Consider the following 16,483-nt stretch of genomic DNA (forward strand, 5'->3'; position numbering starts at 1 on the left):
CCGCTGATTCGGCCTTCGTCTACGTGTTCGCCGTGGGAGACTTTGTTATGCCCTCGTTGTCACCGGGATGCGTGCGTTACACACCAGAAAACCCGCCAAATCGGGATTCACGTCGCCGTTGAGGGCTGGCAACCCATGATACTGTCTCTGCGTGCTTCGAGCGACAGTCTCCACGTACTTCGACAGTCACGGAGAATCCGGAGAACGCGATCAGTTATGCAGTCTGTAACGAGAAATGAATCGGTGCTACTTTCTTTACGGGCGACGGTTCGTCACCAATGTCCGTGAGAGACTCGTTGGACGAACCCCGAATCATCGACACCCACGCACACCAACCGACGGCGGAGTTCCTCGAAGATGCAGGCGGTGAGATGATGCAGGACGCCGCACGGAAGTTCGGCACCGAAACGGAAACGTGGGACTACGAAGCGATGCGCGAGGAGTACCACGAACAGGGAATCTCGAAGGCGATTCTCCTCGGCTGGGATGCCGAGACGAACACCGGCAACCCACCGGTACCGAACGACTACGTCGCGGAGATATGCGATGACTATCCCGACTTTTTCGTCGGCTTCGGCAGTGTAGACCCACTCAAGGACGACTGCGTGGAGGAGGCGATTCGGTGCGTCGAGGACTTGGACCTCTCGGGATTCAAGTTCCAGCAGATCGCGCAGGGATTCGACCCGAGCGACGAAGCGCACGCGGAACTGTTCGACACCATCGAGGACTTGGGCGTCCCCGTCGTCTTCCACGGCGGCAACTCCACCCTCGGCGCGGGATCACCGGGTGGCCGCGGTCTGCGAATCAAGTACGGGAATCCGATGCTGATAGACGACGTGGCCGCAGAGCATCCACAGATGCCCATACTCATCGCACACCCGGCGTTCCCGTGGGAGCGCGAGCAACTCGCAATCTGCCAGCAGAAGGGGAACGTCTACATGGACCTCTCGGGGTGGTTGCCGAAGTATATCGACGAACAGGTCGTCCACTACGCGAAGACCGTCCTGCAAGACAAGGTGATGTTCGGCACCGACTATCCGATGATTCGTCCCGAACAGTGGTTCGAGTCGTTCGATGAGGTGTTCGACGCGAGCGAGGAGATTCAACGGAAAATTCTGTGGGAGAACGCCGAGGAGTTCCTCGGACTGAACTGACCGAACGCGTACTGACTAGTCAAATTCGGGCGACCGGCCATCCAAGAACGCCGAGACACCTTCTTTGTGGGCGTCAGTGTCGTAGGCCATCGTCTGGGCCTGCGCCTCGCGTTCGAGTCCGTCGTGCCACGACCGACCGAGGTTCGCGTGGATCGCCTCCTTGGCGAGGGCGATACTCTCCGTCGGTTGCGACACCAGTTTCGCCACCATCTCTGCGACTGTCGCGTCGAGTTCATCCGCGGGTACCACGTCGTTCACCAAGTCCAGTTCGTTCGCCCGTTCCGCAGAGATGAGGTCCCCCGTGAACGCCAGTTCTTTCGCGGCGCGGAGACCAACGAGGTGGGGGAGCGTCACCGTCCCGCCCGCATCGGGTACGAGTCCGACATTGACGAATGAGGCGGCAAATCGGGCGTCTTCTGCGGCGTAGGCGAAATCGCAGGCGGCGACGACCGACAGTCCCGCCCCCGCGGCGTCGCCGTTGACGCGGGCGATGACGGGTACCGGAGCCGTGAGAACGGATTCGGCGACGCGGCCCAGTGTGTCGCGGACACGCTGGTATGCTTCTCGTGCGGTCTCGTCGCGTTCGGCCATCGCTTGAATATCGCCGCCCGCGCTGAACGCGTCGCCCTCGCCCGTCAGGACGGCAGCGTCGTGCGTCTCAGCTGTGAGTTCGTCCAGTGCGTCGGCAAGTTCTCGCGCCACCTCCGCAGTAAACGCGTTCTTCACCTGCGGTCGGTCGAACGTGATTCGGCGGACTCCGTCGTCGTCTTCGACGCGCATGACGGCGGGTACGGCGAGGCGGTACAAAACCTTGCCCGGAAACAGTCGAACGACAACCTGACCGGACTCAACCAAACATCGTCCCGAACAGCGACCCCTGCGCCCGACGAAGGCGTTCGAGGAACGCAGTCTTGCTGATTCCGAGTTCGTCGGCCACCTCCACTGCGGTGACCGTCCGCGGCAGTTCGAAGTAGCCCATCTCGACGGCGACGCGGATACTCTCCTCCTGCGCCGGAGTGAGTTCGTATCCGCTCGCCACCGCTTCGTCGTCGTCAGTTCGGAGCGGATAGACCCGCTGAAGACTCACGCCGACGGTTCGACCGGCCGCCTCCATGACGCCGCGGAGAACGTCGTAGCCGACGACCGCGCCGCGCATCGTCGCGCCGCCGTTCTCGTAGCGCATCGACTCAACCAGAAAGCCAGCATTCACGAGTTCGTGGACAACGCATGGATGCTTCGAGAGACAGCGGTAGTTAGACCGCCCATCGGTGTGCGAGACGTGAAGGTACCGGACCCGGTCGTCGGCGTCAAGCGTCTCGGAGAGTTCGTCACTCGGTTGCGCGGAGAACTGAATGAGAACGTTCCCGTCGGCGCGGAGCTGCGGCGGCCGAGCGTCGATGGCGGCGTCCGCGTTCGCCGTCGCCGTGGCGAGCGGGCAATCGTCGCCCTCAATTCTGAACTCTGCGACTAGACACTCCTCGATCATTACTAGCGTCAAGCACGCGCGTTATAATAAAGGCAGTCTATAGACTGGTTAACCGGTAAGTGCTGTGCGATGAAAGATGATGATAGAGATGGACCTCGAAACCGTCAAAGAGCGGGCAGGACCACGGGAGTTCTCCCCGAAAGACGACATGCCGGAGGAGTACCGCAAGGCGGCGACGCGGATGATTCAGTTCCACGCGAACTCCGAGATAATGGGCGCGTACCTCGAACGCCCGTTCATCCGAAAGGCACCGAGTCTGGAGCGCAAACTCGCGTTCTCGGCGAAGGTACAGGACGAACTCGGCCACGGGCAACTTCTGTATCGGGCCGCCGAAAGCCTCGGCATCAAGACGCGCGAGGAGATGCTGGATGAACTCGCAGAAGGGAAAGGCAAGTTCCTGAACTGTTTCCACTACCCGATGGAGTCGTGGATCGAGACGCCGATGATCGGGTTCTTCGTTGACGGCGCGGCGATGCGCCGACAGGCGACGCTGAAATCCTCCAGTTGGGAACCGTACGCTCACGCCATGGACAAGGTGTGTTTCGAGGAAGGATTCCACGTCAAACACGGCGAGAGCATCCTCCGAGAACTCTCGCAGGGGACGAAAAAGCAACAAGAACAGTTGCAGGAGGCCTTCGAGATGTGGTGGCCGCGAATCATCCAGTTCTTCGGCCCGACGGACGACAAGTCCACGCACCACGACTTCGCGGCCGAAGTCGGCTTAAAGCAGAACACCAACGACGAACTCCGGAAGGCGTTCCTCAACATGTACCTGCCGAAGGTCGAAAAGTACGGTCTCGAACTGCCCGAGTATCCGCGCATCGAGTACGACGAGGACACGGGCGAGTACACGGTGAACGAGGACGACTTAGACTGGGACGAGTTCTTCCAGATTGCGAAGAACGAGTACGAACCCGGCGTGGGACAGATCGATTCGCGCAAGCGTACCCAAGAGGCGGTCGCGTGGGTGCGCGAAACGATGGACGAGTACGAGGCAAACACCGGCGGCGTGACGCCCGCCACGGCGGACTAAGACAATGATCTGGGAAGTATTCCGACAGGAGAAAAAAGGCGACTATCACCAACACTGCGGGAACGTCCACGCGCCGGACCGCGAGATGGCACTCCTGTTCGCGCAGGTGCAACACGCCCGACGCAAGCCGACGAACAGCCTGTGGGTCGTTCCGAAAGACGAGATTGGCGAAGTAGACGCCGAGCATGCGAAGTTCGGCGGGACGACTGACAAGTCCTACCGGTGGGCGATGACGTTCAACACCGGCTCCGTCGCCGAGGAAGTGGCCGACTCCGAACACGAACAGGCGGAAGCCGAGAAAGGACGAGGTGAGAGCTAATGTCCGTCGAATCGCTCTCCGGGCCGGCGGACCTCACGGACAAAGAACAGGAGGCCATCGAACTCCTGCTTCGCCGCATGGCGGACGACGAGTTCGTCCTCGCGGAACGCTACACCGAGTGGCAGGTTCGCGCACCGACCATCGAGTCCGATATCTCCATCGCAAACATCGCACAGGACGAACTCGGCCACGCGCGCCTGTGGTACGACCTGTTGGAGGACTTCGGCTACACCGAACCGGACCTGCTCTGGGAACGCGACCCGGAGACGTTCCGTCACTCGACCCTCGTTGAACTCCCGTTCGAGGAGGGAGACTGGGCGGACTGCATCGTCCGGTCGTACTTCTACGACGAAGCGGAGCATCTGCGCATGACGGCCCTCGAGAAGTCGTCGTACCCGCGAATCCGTGACCGCGTAGAGAAAGTTCTCGGTGAGGAGGGCTATCACCGCGAACACTCGATGAACTGGCTTCGCCGCCTCGTCAGCAGCGACGAGGGCCGCCGTCGCGTCCAAGCGGCGACGGACCGCCTGTTCCCCTACGCGCTGACGTTCTTCGAACCCGCGGCCGACGCTCCCGAAGCGGAGGCGGCTATCGACGAACTCGGAGTTCGGACGCGAACGCTCGCAGACATGCGCGAAGAGTGGCTAGAGACAGTGACAGAGACGATGACCGAGATAGGAATCGACCTCCGCACACCCGAGATAGATGACGAGGGGAACGTCAGTGCTGACGCGCTTCCCGAACATCTCGGTCGCGACGGCGACCACACCGATCACTGGCAGGTCCTGTTCGACGATTTCACCGAGGCGTACCGCGAGATGGGACTGCACGAGGCGACGCGACTCATGAAGGATCCCGACGATGAGTAGTGAATTCAACGACGACGGCGGGGCAAAATACTGCGCGTACACCGATTACTCGGAGGGGAAGAACGTAGACGGCTTCCCCGCGACGGGTGAGGGAGCAGACGGTATCGAACGCGCCGTGTGGGACGCTCTCTACTCCGTCGAGGACCCGGAGATGCCCATCAGCATCGTCGATTTGGGGCTCATCTACGCCGTCGGCGTTGACGTCGAGGCGGGCGAAGCGCGAATCGACATGACGCTCACGTACACCGGATGTCCCGCGCGGGACATGCTCGAAGACGATATCCGTGAAGCCGTCCTCGCTGTCGAGGGAATCAAAGACGTGATGCTCAACCTTGTCTGGAGTCCTGCGTGGTCCGTCGAGATGGTGACCGAAGCGGGCAAACAAGACCTCCGAGAGTTCGGACTGAGTATCTAACCATGAGAGGACTCGACCCGAGCGTAAACACCAGTGGAAAGGATGAGACGGCCGAGTGTCCGTACTGCGGCGGGACGAACACTGAACGAGAACATCCGAAGGGACCCTCGCTCTGCCGGTCGATGCATTACTGCAACGACTGCGAAGAACCGTTCGAGAAGTTCGGCTAGATCCGGCGGACTCGTCCGGAGCAGTCCATCTCGCACTTATTTTGTTACCCGCGCTGCTGTTAATACAGCCATAAACAGACAGATATTTGAAACAGTCAGATTCCGGAGCGGTATCTGTACAGCGGATTGACGGGCATCAAAACAGCCGGTAAAACGGCTAAGACAAAAACGGGAGAAAGCAGCAGTCGAACGTCGAACCGCGAGCGCCGAACTCAGTCGAGTTTGACGTTCACGTTCTTCGTCTGTGTGTACTCGCGGACAGCTTCGAGACCCTGTTCGCGGCCGTTTCCGCTCTCTTTCGTGCCGCCGAACGGCGTCTGGGGGAACGTTACCGGATACTCGTTGACGCTGACCATCCCGTAGTCGAGAGCGTCAGCAACGCGGTGCGCGCGGGAGAGTTGCTCGGTCCAGATGCCCGACAGCAGACCGTACGGCGAGTCGTTAGCGAGTTCGATTGCTTCCTCCTCGTCGGAGAACTCGATGACTGAGAGGACCGGGCCGAAGATCTCCTCACGGGCGACAGTCATGTCGTTCGTCACGTCGGTGAGGACAGTCGGTTCGACAAAGTAGCCGGATTCTTTGTCCTCGGGGACGCCGCCGCCGCAGGCGACGGTCGCGCCCTCATCGACGCCGGTCTGGATGTAATCGAGAATCTGCTCACGCTGGTCTTCGCTGACGACCGGACCCATCCGGCCGTCGTCGTCGATACCGGATCCGAGCGGAGTCGATTCAGCACCCTCGACGACGCGTTCGACGAGGTCGTCGGCCACGTCCTCGTGGACGAGAAGGCGCGATCCGGCCCAGCACATCTGCCCGGCGTTCATGAAGATGCCGTAGTGGATGCCCTTTGCCGCGGCACCGAGATCAGCTTCGGGGAACACCAGATGCGGGCCTTTTCCACCGAGTTCGAGCGTGACGCCGGTGACGTTCTGCGCCGCATCGGCCATGACGCGCTTTCCGATTTCCGTACTGCCTGTGAATGCGACGTGCGCTACGTCGTCGTGTTCTGCGAGTGCAGCACCCGCTTCGGATCCGGACCCGGGGATAACGTTGACGACACCGTCGGGCAGGCCCGCTTCCTCGGCGGCGAGACCGTAGTAGAGCGCCGAGAGCGGGGTCTGGCTCGACGGCTTTACGACAGCAGTGTTCCCACAGGCGAGTGCAGGCGCGAGCGAACGACCGGCGAGTTGGAACGGGTAGTTCCACGGGACGATGTGCCCCGTGACGCCGAGCGGTTCGCGCGTCGTGTAGTTCAGTCGGTCGCCGGGAACGGGGTTGTGTTCGCCGGTCAGTTTGTCCGTCCAGCCAGCGAAGTACCGGAAGGTGTCGATCACCATCTGGACTTCCATGCCAGCCTCGAACGGCGTCTTGCCGTTGTCGTGCGACTCAACGAGGGTGATTTCGTCTTTGCGCTCCTCGATGGCGTCGGCCATCCGTCGAAGCGCCGCGCCGCGTTCGGCGGGATCAAGTTCAGTCCACTCACTCCCGCGCTCGGCCGCACGGGACGCCGCATCGACAGCGCGGCGAACGTCTTCTTCGCCCGCCAACGCGACAGTCGCGTACTCGGTTTCGGTCGCCGGGTCGAACGTCTGAAGCGTCTCGCCCGATACCGCGTCGGTCCACGCTCCATCCACGTACAGCTCAGAGGGGCCGCTGTATTCCATTACGTCTACCCCTCCGTACTCAAAATTATTAATGATGTGTGATTACGCGTGACGGCGACCGGTTGCACGGGGACAGCGGAACACCTTACCCCGTCTTGTAGACGCCGCGCGCTTGGGCGACGAGCGTGTCGTCATCAGTCGCGTACACGTCTACATCGACCGTTCCGACATCGCCGCCGACGCGGACCACATCAGCCTCGGCGTACAGGTCGCCCGTCCCGGCGTTCAGGTAGTCGATACGCATGTCTATCGTCGGCACCGGCTGATCGACTTCGCTCACGAGGGCCGCGCCGCCCACCGTATCGGCAAGCGTGAAAGCGACGCCGCCGTGCGCCATCACCCGGTCGCTGTTCCACGACAGCTCCTCGCGCATCTCGATACGACCTTCAGCGTGTCCGTCCGCCACTTCAGTCACTTCTACACCGAGTAGCTGGGCGAACGGCATCGACTCGAAGAACTCCTCTACGTCCATCGTTTCCCGTCTCTCACCCAAGCCTCTTTGTCGTTTCGTCGATCCGAGTTGCATCGGGGCAAGTTGCATCGGGGCAAGTTGCATCAGGGCAAGTTACATCGTCTCGGTCAGCGACGGTCGTAGACGCGCTGAACTTTCCCGACCTCGGTTCGCTCAATCGCTCCGGGGGCGACCAAGTCGAGTTTGTCCGGTTCGAGCGACAACACGTTCGAGAGGCGGTCGAGCAACGACTTCCGCAAAGCCGACCGGTCGCCGTCGAACTCCTCGGCAAGTTCGACCGTCAGTTCGAGACGGTCCATCGTCCCCTCCCGCGAGAGGTCGATTCGGTAGTGCGGTGCCACTCCGTCGAACTCCAGCACGACGGACTCTATCTCACTGGGATAGACGTTGACGCCGCGGACGATGAGCAAATCATCCGTTCGGCCGGTCACAGAATCCATCCGTACCATCGTCCGGCCGCAGTCACACGTGTCGTACTCAAGCGTCGTCATATCGCCCGTTCGGTAGCGTAGGACGGGAAGCGCCTCTTTAGTCAGCGTGGTCAAGACGAGTTCACCTTCCTCACCCTCCCCGACGGGATCGCCCGTCTGGGGGTCTATGACTTCGGGGTAGAACTGGTCCTCCCAGATATGCATCCCCGTCTGGGCGCGGCATTCTGCCGCCACACCGGGACCGATAATCTCCGAAAGACCGTAGTTTTCCACGGCTGTCGCACCTAGTCGATCCTCTATCTCCGCACGCATCGGTTCCGTACATGGTTCCGCACCGTACAGAACCGTCTCGACGGGGAGTTCCGCCGGATCGTATCCCATCTCCGCGGCCGTCTCCGCGAGGTAGAGCGCGTACGAGGGAGTGAGACAGATGGCCGTCGCCTCCAAGTCGGAGAGCAGTTCGACCTGTCGCTGGGTCTGACCGCCACCGACCGGGACGACAGCCATCCCCATCGCCGTCGCCCCGTCGTGAAAGCCGAGACCGCCGGTGAAGAGACCGTAACCGTAGGCGTTCTGCAAGGTGTCGGAGGTATCCAGTCCCGCCGCCTCGAATCCACGACACATCACCTCCTGCCAGCGCGCCAAGTCGTTTTCAGTATACCCGACGATTTTCGGCTTCCCCGTCGTACCCGAGGAAGCGTGAATTCGGACCAGCGCCTCCATATCGACGGCAAACAGGTCTGTCGGGTAGTTGTCGCGGAAGTCCTCCTTCGTCGTGAACGGTAGTTTTGTGAGGTCGTCCACGCTCGTTACGTCGTCAGGAGTTACGCCCGCCGCAGCGAGTCGGTCACGGTAGAAGGAGACGTTCTCGTACGCGTGTCTGACTGTCTCTTGCAACCGGGAGTTCTGTCTCTCTCGTAACTCCGTCCGCGGAAGACGCGTCACGTCGGCACCGCTATCGGTCATAGACTGAGGTTTGACCGACGTTCACAAAAGAGTATGCATGATACTGACACACGGCTACTCGACAGCCGACTACGCAACGGCAGACTACTCGACAGCTGAGACGCCGAGGTAGCGGTCGAGTACGTCGTCGTTTGCGGCCACGTCGTCCGCAGATCCCTCGTGGACGACCTGCCCTTTGTCGAGGATGTAGACGTAGTCGGCGGTGTCGAGTGCGACCTGCACGTTCTGTTCGACCAGCAGGATGGTGACACCCTCGTCGTTCAGCGATGCGATTTTCCGCTGGACCTGCTGGACGATAGAGGGTGCGAGTCCCTCGGTCGGTTCGTCGAGCATCAGGAGGTCCGGTGCGGAGACGAGTGCCCGCGCGATAGCGAGCATCTGCTGTTCGCCGCCGGACAGAGCGGATCCGTTACTTTCGCGGTGCCGGCGTAAGTTCTCGAACTCGGAAATGATCTCCTCGACAGCCGGTTTTGTCGTATCTCGGCGGCCACCGATGCGACCGATTTCGACGTTCTCCCGCACCGTAAGACCGGGAAAGACGCGGCGGTCCTCCGGGACGAGAGCGATTCCTTCTCGGGCCGTCTGTTCCGGCGAGTAGTCGGTGATATCGGTACCGTCGAACATCACCGACCCCTCAGTGGGCGCAACAGAACCGTGGATGGTTCGGAGCGTCGTCGTCTTGCCAACGCCGTTCCGCCCGATGAGCGTCACAACTGATCCCGACGGCACGTCGATATCGACTCCTTGGAGGACGCGCGTCGAACCGTACCCTGACACGAGGCCGCGGACGGAAAGCAGCGGGTCGCTCACGCCTCGACACCTCCGAAGTACGCTTCACGAACGTCGTCGTTGTCGGCGATCTCGTCGGGGCTCCCCTCTGCGAGGATGGACCCGCGGTGCAGGACAGTGATCCGATCCGAGACGCGCATCACGAGGTCGATATCGTGCTCGATGAGGAGGAGCGTTCGGTCCGAGAGAACGTCGTCGATGAGGTCCATCGTCGCGCGCGTCTCCTCTGCGGACATGCCGGCCGTCGGTTCGTCCAAGAGGACCATCTCGGGGTCCGTAGCGAGGACGATAGCGATTTCGAGACGGCGCTTGTCGCCGTAGGCGAGAACGTCAGCCATCTCGCCGCCGCGGCCGAGGAGTCCAGACCGGTCGAGGACGCGCTCTGTGTGTTCGTTCACGTCGTCGAACGCCTGCGCGTCGTTGAGATACTCCTCGCTCGGCGTGAAGCCGTCGTCTCGTGCCGCCTGCGCGGCGAGTCGGACGTTTTCGCGGACGGTGAGTCCGTTGAAGACGTTCGTAATCTGGAACGAGCGGGCGAGTCCACGCCGGACGCGTTGGTGTGGTGCGAGCGTCGTCACGTCCTCGCCGTCGAATCGGACCGACCCGTTCGACGGTCGCATCGCACCGGTGAGGAGGTTGAACGTCGTCGTCTTCCCCGCGCCGTTCGGGCCGATGAGACTGCGGAACTCGCCGCGTTCGATATCGAGATTCACGTCGTCAACAGCGACGAGACTCCCAAATTTCTTCGTCAGATTCTCTGTCGAAAGGATTGGATCATTCATGTTCTGCCTCCGTTTCGGTCGTCGCCGGCCGACGGCGTTCGAGCGCCGATTCGACGACGGGGTGATCAAGGACTGTCCGTGGAAGCGACACGAGGCCGCGCGGGACGAAGATAACGAACAGGACGAACAGCGTTCCGATGACTAACTGCCACTGGTCGATGTACGACGAGAGGATGTCCTCGAAAGCGACGAAGACGCCCGCGCCGAGCATCGGCCCGTAGAGCGTCCCCATGCCGCCGAGGACGGTCATTACGATGACCTCGCCCGAGTGTATCCAATGGAGGAACGACGGCGCGACGTACCCGTTGTTGGCCGCGAACAGGCCACCCGCAAGGCCCGCGAGACCACCACTGACGACGAACGCGCGGCGCTTGTACGCCGTCACGTCGTAGCCGACGAACGAGGCGCGTTCCTCGCTCTCGCGGATCGCCTGCAACACTGTGCCGAACGGTGCTCGAATGAGGCGGCGCGCAAGGAGGTAGCCGCCCACCACAACGAGAACGAGGAAGTAGTAGCGGACGAGTCCGCCATCGAGGATGACTGGACCGAAAGCGAGTTCGAACGCCGAGAGGTCGATACCGACGCCCGCAAGTCCGTAGAACGTATCGACGCCGAACAAACCGTCCGATCCGCCGGTCCACTTGAATTTGAACACGGCGTTGTAGAACAGTTGGGCGAACGCGAGCGTGATCATGGCGAAGAAGACGCCCGAGACGCGGATCGAGAGGTAGCCGATGACCCACGCGATGGCGGCGCAAACGATGATGGCGACGGCGAGAGCGACGAACACGGACGGCGTAACGTGCATGAGCGACAGCACCGCCGCGTACGCGCCGACGCCGTAGAACAGCGCGTGGCCGAGCGAAACCAACCCCGCGTAGCCGAGAACGAGGTCCAGGCTCAGCGCGAACAGCGCCCAGATGAGCATGTCCTCCAACAGCGTGACGGCGTACGTGATGCCCGTCAACTCAGCAAACAGGGGAACGACCGCGAGCGCGGTGACGACCGCGTAGCCGAGTTTCTTCCGCGCCGCAGGGGAGAGGACGCCGCCGCCAGACCCGTGCAACAACGCGCCTTCGTGGCTCTCCTCCACCGCGGACCCGAACAGGCCGTTCGGGCGGACGAGGAGGACCGCAATCATCAACAGGAAGACGATGAGTCCCTCCAAGAACGGCGTGTAGGTTCGAGCGAGCGTCTGAACGACGCCGACGAACAACCCGCCGACGACGGCACCACGGAACGAACCCAATCCGCCGAGAACGACGATGACGAACGCCGGGATGATGACCGAGTTGCCCATCGTCGGACTGACGTTCTGGAACGCACCGAGGACGATACCCGCGACGCCAGCGAGGGCCGCGCCGAATCCGAACGTGAGCGTGTAGTACGTATCCACGTTGATACCGAGGTTACGGACCATCTCGCGGTCCTGTGACCCAGCACGGATTATCATCCCGAACTTCGTCCGATTCAAGAGCAGCCACGTCCCGATAGCGAGCATCGCTCCGAAGATGACGATGCCGTAGTTGTACAGCGAGTACGTGAAGCCGAGCAGGGTAACCGGTTGGTCGAGCGCCGCCGGGATCGGAAACGGCTTGGCGGCCTTCCCCCAGACAGCCGTGATGAGGTCGTTAATGATGAGAACTAATCCGAACGTGAGGAGGATGTGGTACAGCGGGTCTCTGCCGTAGAGTCGCCGCACCGCTAACCGTTCGATTCCCATCCCGACCACGGCGACGAGGAGGGGCGCGGCGACGAGTGCGACCCAAAAGCCCGCGCCACCGAGCGGCGCGGCGATGGCGAACGCGAAGTACGCGCCGAGCGCGAACAGTTCGCCGTGTGCGAAGTTGATCACGTCCATCACGCCGAAGATAATAGACAAACCGGCGGCTAACAGGACGTACACCATCCCGACAGTGAGACCGTTGAGTACCTGCTCTGCGACTGCGGTAGCGACGGACATTACGACGAAAGGTTACATCCGAGGTCACCACACGCGGGGAGCGCGTCCGACCCCGATATTTGCTCGTTCAGTTCGACATCCGCGGCACCGCTTCCACTGTCCGGAGCGACGAGTTTACCCGGCCACACTGGATTCATCGCTTGGTGGTCGCAGTCGCGGAACTGATTCGTCCCCATAATGGTCTCCATCTCCAATCCCGGAAGGGCGTCTTTCACCGCCGCGGGGTCCGACGATCCCGCCTCGGCGATTCCCTTCGCGGTCATTCTGATGGACAGATAGGCCACGCGGGCGAAGTTGTCCGGTGGCGTGTCGTACTCGTTTTGATACGCTTCGACGAACGACTGGTTGGTTCCGGTATCTAACTCCGGAACGTAGCGTACGCCGCCGTACGTGCCGTACGCGGCCTTTCCGAGGGCGTTGCGGACGACCGAGAACGTCATCGTCGGCGACATGAGATTCACGTTGTCCTTCAAGCCCTGACTCGCCGCCTGCTTGACGAAGTTGATGAGGTCGCCGCCAGTCATCCCGAGAACGACGACTTCCGCATCCGAGTTGGCGATCTGGCTAATGTACGAGTTGAAGTTGCTCGAGCCGAATTTCGACCGACTGCGCCCCACCACATCGATGGACCGACCCTGTTTCATCCGCTTTTCGACGCGGTTCATCACGGATTCGCCGTAGGCGTAATCCGCGATGTGGAACCACACCTTCGTCCCGAGATTCTCTGCGGTGAAGTCGGAGACTGCTTCAGCCATCTGCGCGGTGTTCGTCTCCGCGCGGAACACCCATTCGTTGCAGTTGCTGCCTGTGATGGGAACGGCCGCACCGCCCGGATTGTAGATAACTTCCTGCTCCTTGGCGAACTCGTTGAGTGCGAGTGCCGTCGAAGAGGAGATAGCCCCCATCAGAAACGACGCGCCATCCTGTTCGACGAGAGACTGAGCCTTCCGGCTACCAGTCGAAGGATCTGCCTCGGTGTCCTCGTAGACGCCCTCGATTTCCACGTCGAGATCATCACTTTCGTTGACGTGCCTAATAGCGAGTTTCGCACCGTTTCGTTGGCCCTCCGCAAGACCGCCGTACGGCCCGGTCATAGGACTCACTACGCCGTAAGTGACGCTGTTCCCCCCGCCACCGGCACCGTCACCGAGACATCCGGCTAGCCCCGATAGACCGACGGTTCCAGTGATTCCCGCCGCCTGTACGAACCGCCGACGCGAGGTCAGAGGACGTGCATCGCTCTGCTCGCTAGCGCTGTCTTCAGACATGAGTGTGTTACTCTCAAACACACCAAGCAAACAATCATTATTAAAGGTTTGTATTAGTGCGGTATTGAGAAAATTCTGTCGGCGGATTGTAACGAATCGGCCCGTGTTGAACGAGACCTCTGCGCCGTCCGTCTCAGAAGAGGGCGAAACCATCTCGTTCCGAGTCGCTCACTGTACGCTACCACCCGCTCGGGACCGATTCCGGAGGCGTACGTGCGGAAGGAGAAGACGTTCGCGGCGTCCACGAAGGTTGTTCGCGGCGTCGGCGAGGATTCGTCAATGTCTCTTCGCAGTTCGACTGAATCACTGCGAGCGACGTCGCGAAGTGGTCACTCCGAACTGCGGGTCTTGACGAGGAACTTCATGTCACCTTCGAGGACGACAGTACCGTCCTGCTTCGTCATCTCTACGTCGAGGACGACGAGTCCGGCGTCGTCCCGACTCCCCACGTCTTTCCGTTCGGAGACGACCATCGTCTGCGAGAGCGTGTCGCCGATAAACACCGGATTCGGCAGGTCCATGTAGTTCATCCCGAGGAAAGCGATAGCAGTCCGTTCGACGATACCCGACCGGTAGACGAACCCCGTCGATTGCACGAACGTCATCGGACCGTGGGCGATTCGCTGGCCGAACTGCGTGTCCTCGGCGTACTCCTTGTTCGTGTGCAGTTCGGTCCAGTCACCCGACAGCGCCGAGTGCATCATGAAATCCGCCTCGGTGACGGTGCGTCCGACGCTCTCGAACTCTTTGCCTTCCTCGAAGTCCTCGAAGTAGTGCGGTTCGTAGCTGTAAGCCATATGCGTCCCCTCTCTGCCCGACGATAAAGTACTTTACATACCTATCGTTCCTGATAAAGTAAGTCGTCCGAACAGACGAAGCCTACTTGCCGAGCGCGGACGACAGGAAAACGATGACGGACGGCAACGACGAGTACGCGGAGATTCGGGAACGCGCGTCGAACGATCCCTTCTGTGGGACAGTCGGTGTCGAACTGGCCGACGTCTCCGGCGGGTACGCCGAGACGACGTTGACCGTCGGCGATGAACACCTGAACTTCCACGGGACACCGCACGGCGGTGCGGTGTACACGCTCGCAGATGCGGCGTTCGCAGCGGCGTCGAACAGTCACGGCGATGCAGCGTTCGCCTTAGAGACGAACATCTCCTACCTCGACGCCGTCGAGGTTGGTGAGACGCTTCGCGCCGTCGCAGAGGAGACACACCGCGGCGGTCGAACCGCAGCGTACGAAGTCGTCGTTACCGACGGTGGAGGCGACCGTATCGCTACGTTCCGAGGGCGTGTATACAAACCGGGATGAGATACCGGACGGGAAACAACCGCTCACTGCCCGCGGTGGTCGTAGACGCGTTGGACCTTCCCAACCTCTGTCCGAGCAATGCCGCCGGATTCGACGAGCGTCAGTTCGTCCGGTGTGAACGACAGCACGTTCGAAAGTCGGTTCAGAATCTTTTCTCGAACGTCGTCGGTGGATCCGTCGAATCCCTCTTCGAGTTCGACAGTCAGTTCCAGCGTGTCGAGGTTGTCGTCGCGTCGAAGATCGATACGGTAGTGGGGTGCCACCTCGTCGAACTCCAAGACGACTGATTCGATCTCACTGGGATAGACGTTGACGCCGCGGACGATGAGCAAGTCGTCGGCGCGCCCGGTGATATTGTCCATGCGGACGGCGGTGCGGCCGCAGTCGCAGGTGTCGTAATTTAGCGTTGTCAGATCTCCCGTCCGGTATCGGAGGACGGGCAACGCGTCCTTCGAGAGCGTCGTCAGAACGAGTTCGCCTTCTTCGCCCTCCTCGACCGGTTCGCCTGTCTGTGGATCCACGACCTCCGGGTAGAATCGATCCTCCCAGACGTGAAGGCCGTCCTGTTCCAAGCATTCGATGGAAACGCCGGGACCGACGATTTCGGAGAGGCCGTAGATGTCAACTCCCGTGACGCCGAGGCGTTCCTCGATCTCTTCGCGCATCGGTTCTGTGCAGGGTTCAGCGCCGAAGATGACGAGTCGGAGCGGGAGGTCGCGGATATCCACGCCCATCTCCGCTGCGGTCTCCGCGAGGTAGAGTGCGTACGACGGCGTGCAGGCGAGAGCGTCCGATTCGAGGTCTGCGAGCATCTCGACCTGTCGTTGCGTCTGGCCGCCACCGATGGGGATGACCGTCGCGCCCAACTCCTCGACGCCCTGATGGAGTCCGAGGCCACCGGTGAAGAGACCGTAGCCGTAGGCGTTCTGCACAACGTCGTCGGAGTCCAGTCCCGCAGCGACGAGACACCGCGCGATAGCATCGCTCCACACGTCGAGGTCGTCCTGCGTGTAACTGACTATCTTTGGCTTCCCTGTCGTCCCCGAGGAGGCGTGGATGCGAACGACGTCATCCATGTCCACAGCGAACATCTCCGTCGGGTAGTTGTCACGGAAATCCTCCTTCGTCGTGAATGGGAGTTTCTGAACGTCGTCGATACGCTCGATATCGCCGGGTTTCAGTCCCATCTCCTCGAGTTTCTCTCGGTAGAACGGGACGCTTTCGTACGCGTTACGAACCGCCTCCTGCAACCGCTCGGTTTGGAGTGTGCGGAGTTCCTCCCGCGAAGCGGTCTCTACGCTACGGTGTACCATGTTCGAACTCGATGATTGAAGGTGATAAAAAGGACACGGTCGTCACAATAGTCGGCCATCGGTGTAAACGA

General features: G+C 61.2%; 18 protein-coding genes. 7 read left to right on the forward strand and 11 right to left on the reverse strand.

Annotation, left to right across the window (positions count from 1 at the left end):
• Positions 1-278: 278 nt before the first annotated feature.
• Complete coding sequence (locus HBOR_RS18345) at positions 279-1,154, forward strand: amidohydrolase family protein (RefSeq protein ID WP_006055750.1); 876 nt, start codon at positions 279-281, stop codon at positions 1,152-1,154.
• A 15-nt stretch (positions 1,155-1,169) separates the two neighbouring features.
• Here the strand turns inward: HBOR_RS18345 and HBOR_RS18350 are convergent, their stop codons facing one another.
• A complete protein-coding gene (locus tag HBOR_RS18350) occupies positions 1,170-1,934 on the reverse strand; it encodes an enoyl-CoA hydratase/isomerase family protein (protein WP_013440800.1) in 765 nt (254 codons plus the stop codon).
• 67 nt (positions 1,935-2,001) lie between these two features.
• Positions 2,002-2,640 (reverse strand): helix-turn-helix domain-containing protein, encoded by a 639-nt coding sequence (locus HBOR_RS18355; RefSeq protein ID WP_006055752.1) that lies wholly within the window; start codon positions 2,638-2,640, stop codon positions 2,002-2,004.
• An 88-nt stretch (positions 2,641-2,728) separates the two neighbouring features.
• On the opposite strand from HBOR_RS18355, the gene paaA reads away from it, so the two are divergent.
• From paaA to paaE, 5 genes are read left to right on the forward strand one after another with little or no spacing between them, the layout of a single operon-like run.
• Positions 2,729-3,673 (forward strand): 1,2-phenylacetyl-CoA epoxidase subunit PaaA, encoded by a 945-nt coding sequence (gene paaA, locus HBOR_RS18360; RefSeq protein WP_049890755.1) that lies wholly within the window; start codon positions 2,729-2,731, stop codon positions 3,671-3,673.
• Positions 3,674-3,677: 4 nt separating this feature from the next.
• Positions 3,678-3,992: a 1,2-phenylacetyl-CoA epoxidase subunit PaaB gene (paaB, locus tag HBOR_RS18365; protein WP_006055754.1), complete on the forward strand. Its 315-nt coding sequence runs from the start codon at positions 3,678-3,680 to the stop codon at positions 3,990-3,992.
• Positions 3,992-4,861, forward strand: coding sequence for a 1,2-phenylacetyl-CoA epoxidase subunit PaaC (gene paaC, locus HBOR_RS18370; protein ID WP_006055755.1), 870 nt, complete (start codon positions 3,992-3,994; stop codon positions 4,859-4,861). Before paaB ends, paaC begins: the two co-directional genes overlap by 1 nt.
• On the forward strand, positions 4,854-5,276 hold the full coding sequence (gene paaD / locus HBOR_RS18375; RefSeq protein ID WP_006055756.1) for a 1,2-phenylacetyl-CoA epoxidase subunit PaaD: 423 nt from the start codon (positions 4,854-4,856) through the stop codon (positions 5,274-5,276). The genes paaC and paaD overlap by 8 nt, the downstream gene beginning before the upstream one ends.
• 2 nt (positions 5,277-5,278) lie before the next feature.
• A complete protein-coding gene (gene paaE / locus HBOR_RS20135) occupies positions 5,279-5,446 on the forward strand; it encodes a 1,2-phenylacetyl-CoA epoxidase subunit PaaE (RefSeq protein WP_006055757.1) in 168 nt (55 codons plus the stop codon).
• Positions 5,447-5,658: 212 nt separating this feature from the next.
• Here paaE and HBOR_RS18380 read toward each other — a convergent pair whose 3' ends face one another.
• From HBOR_RS18380 to HBOR_RS18415, 8 genes are all read right to left on the reverse strand, one after another.
• Complete coding sequence (locus HBOR_RS18380) at positions 5,659-7,110, reverse strand: aldehyde dehydrogenase family protein (protein WP_006055758.1); 1,452 nt, start codon at positions 7,108-7,110, stop codon at positions 5,659-5,661.
• A gap of 85 nt (positions 7,111-7,195) precedes the next feature.
• On the reverse strand, positions 7,196-7,582 hold the full coding sequence (locus HBOR_RS18385) for a PaaI family thioesterase (protein ID WP_006055759.1): 387 nt from the start codon (positions 7,580-7,582) through the stop codon (positions 7,196-7,198).
• A gap of 107 nt (positions 7,583-7,689) precedes the next feature.
• Positions 7,690-8,979: a phenylacetate--CoA ligase PaaK gene (gene paaK, locus HBOR_RS18390; RefSeq protein ID WP_006055760.1), complete on the reverse strand. Its 1,290-nt coding sequence runs from the start codon at positions 8,977-8,979 to the stop codon at positions 7,690-7,692.
• An 84-nt stretch (positions 8,980-9,063) separates the two neighbouring features.
• Positions 9,064-9,789 carry an ABC transporter ATP-binding protein gene (locus HBOR_RS18395; protein ID WP_006055761.1) on the reverse strand — a complete coding sequence of 242 codons (726 nt, stop codon included), beginning with the start codon at positions 9,787-9,789 and terminating at the stop codon, positions 9,064-9,066.
• On the reverse strand, positions 9,786-10,550 hold the full coding sequence (locus tag HBOR_RS18400; RefSeq protein ID WP_006055762.1) for an ABC transporter ATP-binding protein: 765 nt from the start codon (positions 10,548-10,550) through the stop codon (positions 9,786-9,788). Before HBOR_RS18400 ends, HBOR_RS18395 begins: the two co-directional genes overlap by 4 nt.
• Positions 10,543-12,513: an ABC transporter permease gene (locus HBOR_RS18405; protein ID WP_006055763.1), complete on the reverse strand. Its 1,971-nt coding sequence runs from the start codon at positions 12,511-12,513 to the stop codon at positions 10,543-10,545. Before HBOR_RS18405 ends, HBOR_RS18400 begins: the two co-directional genes overlap by 8 nt.
• On the reverse strand, positions 12,513-13,703 hold the full coding sequence (locus HBOR_RS18410) for an ABC transporter substrate-binding protein (protein WP_206538160.1): 1,191 nt from the start codon (positions 13,701-13,703) through the stop codon (positions 12,513-12,515). The genes HBOR_RS18405 and HBOR_RS18410 overlap by 1 nt, the downstream gene beginning before the upstream one ends.
• A 407-nt stretch (positions 13,704-14,110) precedes the next feature.
• Positions 14,111-14,578, reverse strand: a complete 468-nt coding sequence (locus HBOR_RS18415) for a MaoC/PaaZ C-terminal domain-containing protein (protein WP_006055765.1) — start codon at positions 14,576-14,578, stop codon at positions 14,111-14,113.
• 113 nt (positions 14,579-14,691) lie between these two features.
• Here HBOR_RS18415 and HBOR_RS18420 point away from each other — a divergent pair, with 113 nt between their 5' ends.
• Positions 14,692-15,099, forward strand: a complete 408-nt coding sequence (locus HBOR_RS18420; protein WP_006055766.1) for a PaaI family thioesterase — start codon at positions 14,692-14,694, stop codon at positions 15,097-15,099.
• A gap of 23 nt (positions 15,100-15,122) precedes the next feature.
• On the opposite strand, the gene paaK (HBOR_RS18425) is transcribed toward HBOR_RS18420, so the two are convergent.
• Complete coding sequence (gene paaK / locus HBOR_RS18425) at positions 15,123-16,412, reverse strand: phenylacetate--CoA ligase PaaK (protein WP_006055767.1); 1,290 nt, start codon at positions 16,410-16,412, stop codon at positions 15,123-15,125.
• Between the last annotated feature and the right edge of the window lie 71 nt (positions 16,413-16,483).

Source organism: Halogeometricum borinquense DSM 11551 (assembly GCF_000172995.2).
GTDB classification, from domain to species: domain Archaea; phylum Halobacteriota; class Halobacteria; order Halobacteriales; family Haloferacaceae; genus Halogeometricum; species Halogeometricum borinquense.

What these genes read in the sequence shown, in the direction of transcription:
- HBOR_RS18355 (WP_006055752.1), bottom strand. Translation starts at nt 2,640, where the DNA reads ATGATCGAGGAGTGTCTAGTCGCAGAGTTCAGAATTGAGGGCGACGAT.
- paaA (WP_049890755.1), top strand. Translation starts at nt 2,729, where the DNA reads ATGGACCTCGAAACCGTCAAAGAGCGGGCAGGACCACGGGAGTTCTCC.
- paaC (WP_006055755.1), top strand. Translation starts at nt 3,992, where the DNA reads ATGTCCGTCGAATCGCTCTCCGGGCCGGCGGACCTCACGGACAAAGAA.
- HBOR_RS18345 (WP_006055750.1), top strand. Translation starts at nt 279, where the DNA reads ATGTCCGTGAGAGACTCGTTGGACGAACCCCGAATCATCGACACCCAC.
- paaK (WP_006055760.1), bottom strand. Translation starts at nt 8,979, where the DNA reads ATGACCGATAGCGGTGCCGACGTGACGCGTCTTCCGCGGACGGAGTTA.
- paaB (WP_006055754.1), top strand. Translation starts at nt 3,678, where the DNA reads ATGATCTGGGAAGTATTCCGACAGGAGAAAAAAGGCGACTATCACCAA.
- HBOR_RS18420 (WP_006055766.1), top strand. Translation starts at nt 14,692, where the DNA reads ATGACGGACGGCAACGACGAGTACGCGGAGATTCGGGAACGCGCGTCG.
- HBOR_RS18385 (WP_006055759.1), bottom strand. Translation starts at nt 7,582, where the DNA reads ATGGACGTAGAGGAGTTCTTCGAGTCGATGCCGTTCGCCCAGCTACTC.
- HBOR_RS18350 (WP_013440800.1), bottom strand. Translation starts at nt 1,934, where the DNA reads ATGCGCGTCGAAGACGACGACGGAGTCCGCCGAATCACGTTCGACCGA.
- paaK (WP_006055767.1), bottom strand. Translation starts at nt 16,412, where the DNA reads ATGGTACACCGTAGCGTAGAGACCGCTTCGCGGGAGGAACTCCGCACA.
- HBOR_RS18405 (WP_006055763.1), bottom strand. Translation starts at nt 12,513, where the DNA reads ATGTCCGTCGCTACCGCAGTCGCAGAGCAGGTACTCAACGGTCTCACT.
- HBOR_RS18380 (WP_006055758.1), bottom strand. Translation starts at nt 7,110, where the DNA reads ATGGAATACAGCGGCCCCTCTGAGCTGTACGTGGATGGAGCGTGGACC.
- HBOR_RS18400 (WP_006055762.1), bottom strand. Translation starts at nt 10,550, where the DNA reads ATGAATGATCCAATCCTTTCGACAGAGAATCTGACGAAGAAATTTGGG.
- paaE (WP_006055757.1), top strand. Translation starts at nt 5,279, where the DNA reads ATGAGAGGACTCGACCCGAGCGTAAACACCAGTGGAAAGGATGAGACG.
- paaD (WP_006055756.1), top strand. Translation starts at nt 4,854, where the DNA reads ATGAGTAGTGAATTCAACGACGACGGCGGGGCAAAATACTGCGCGTAC.
- HBOR_RS18415 (WP_006055765.1), bottom strand. Translation starts at nt 14,578, where the DNA reads ATGGCTTACAGCTACGAACCGCACTACTTCGAGGACTTCGAGGAAGGC.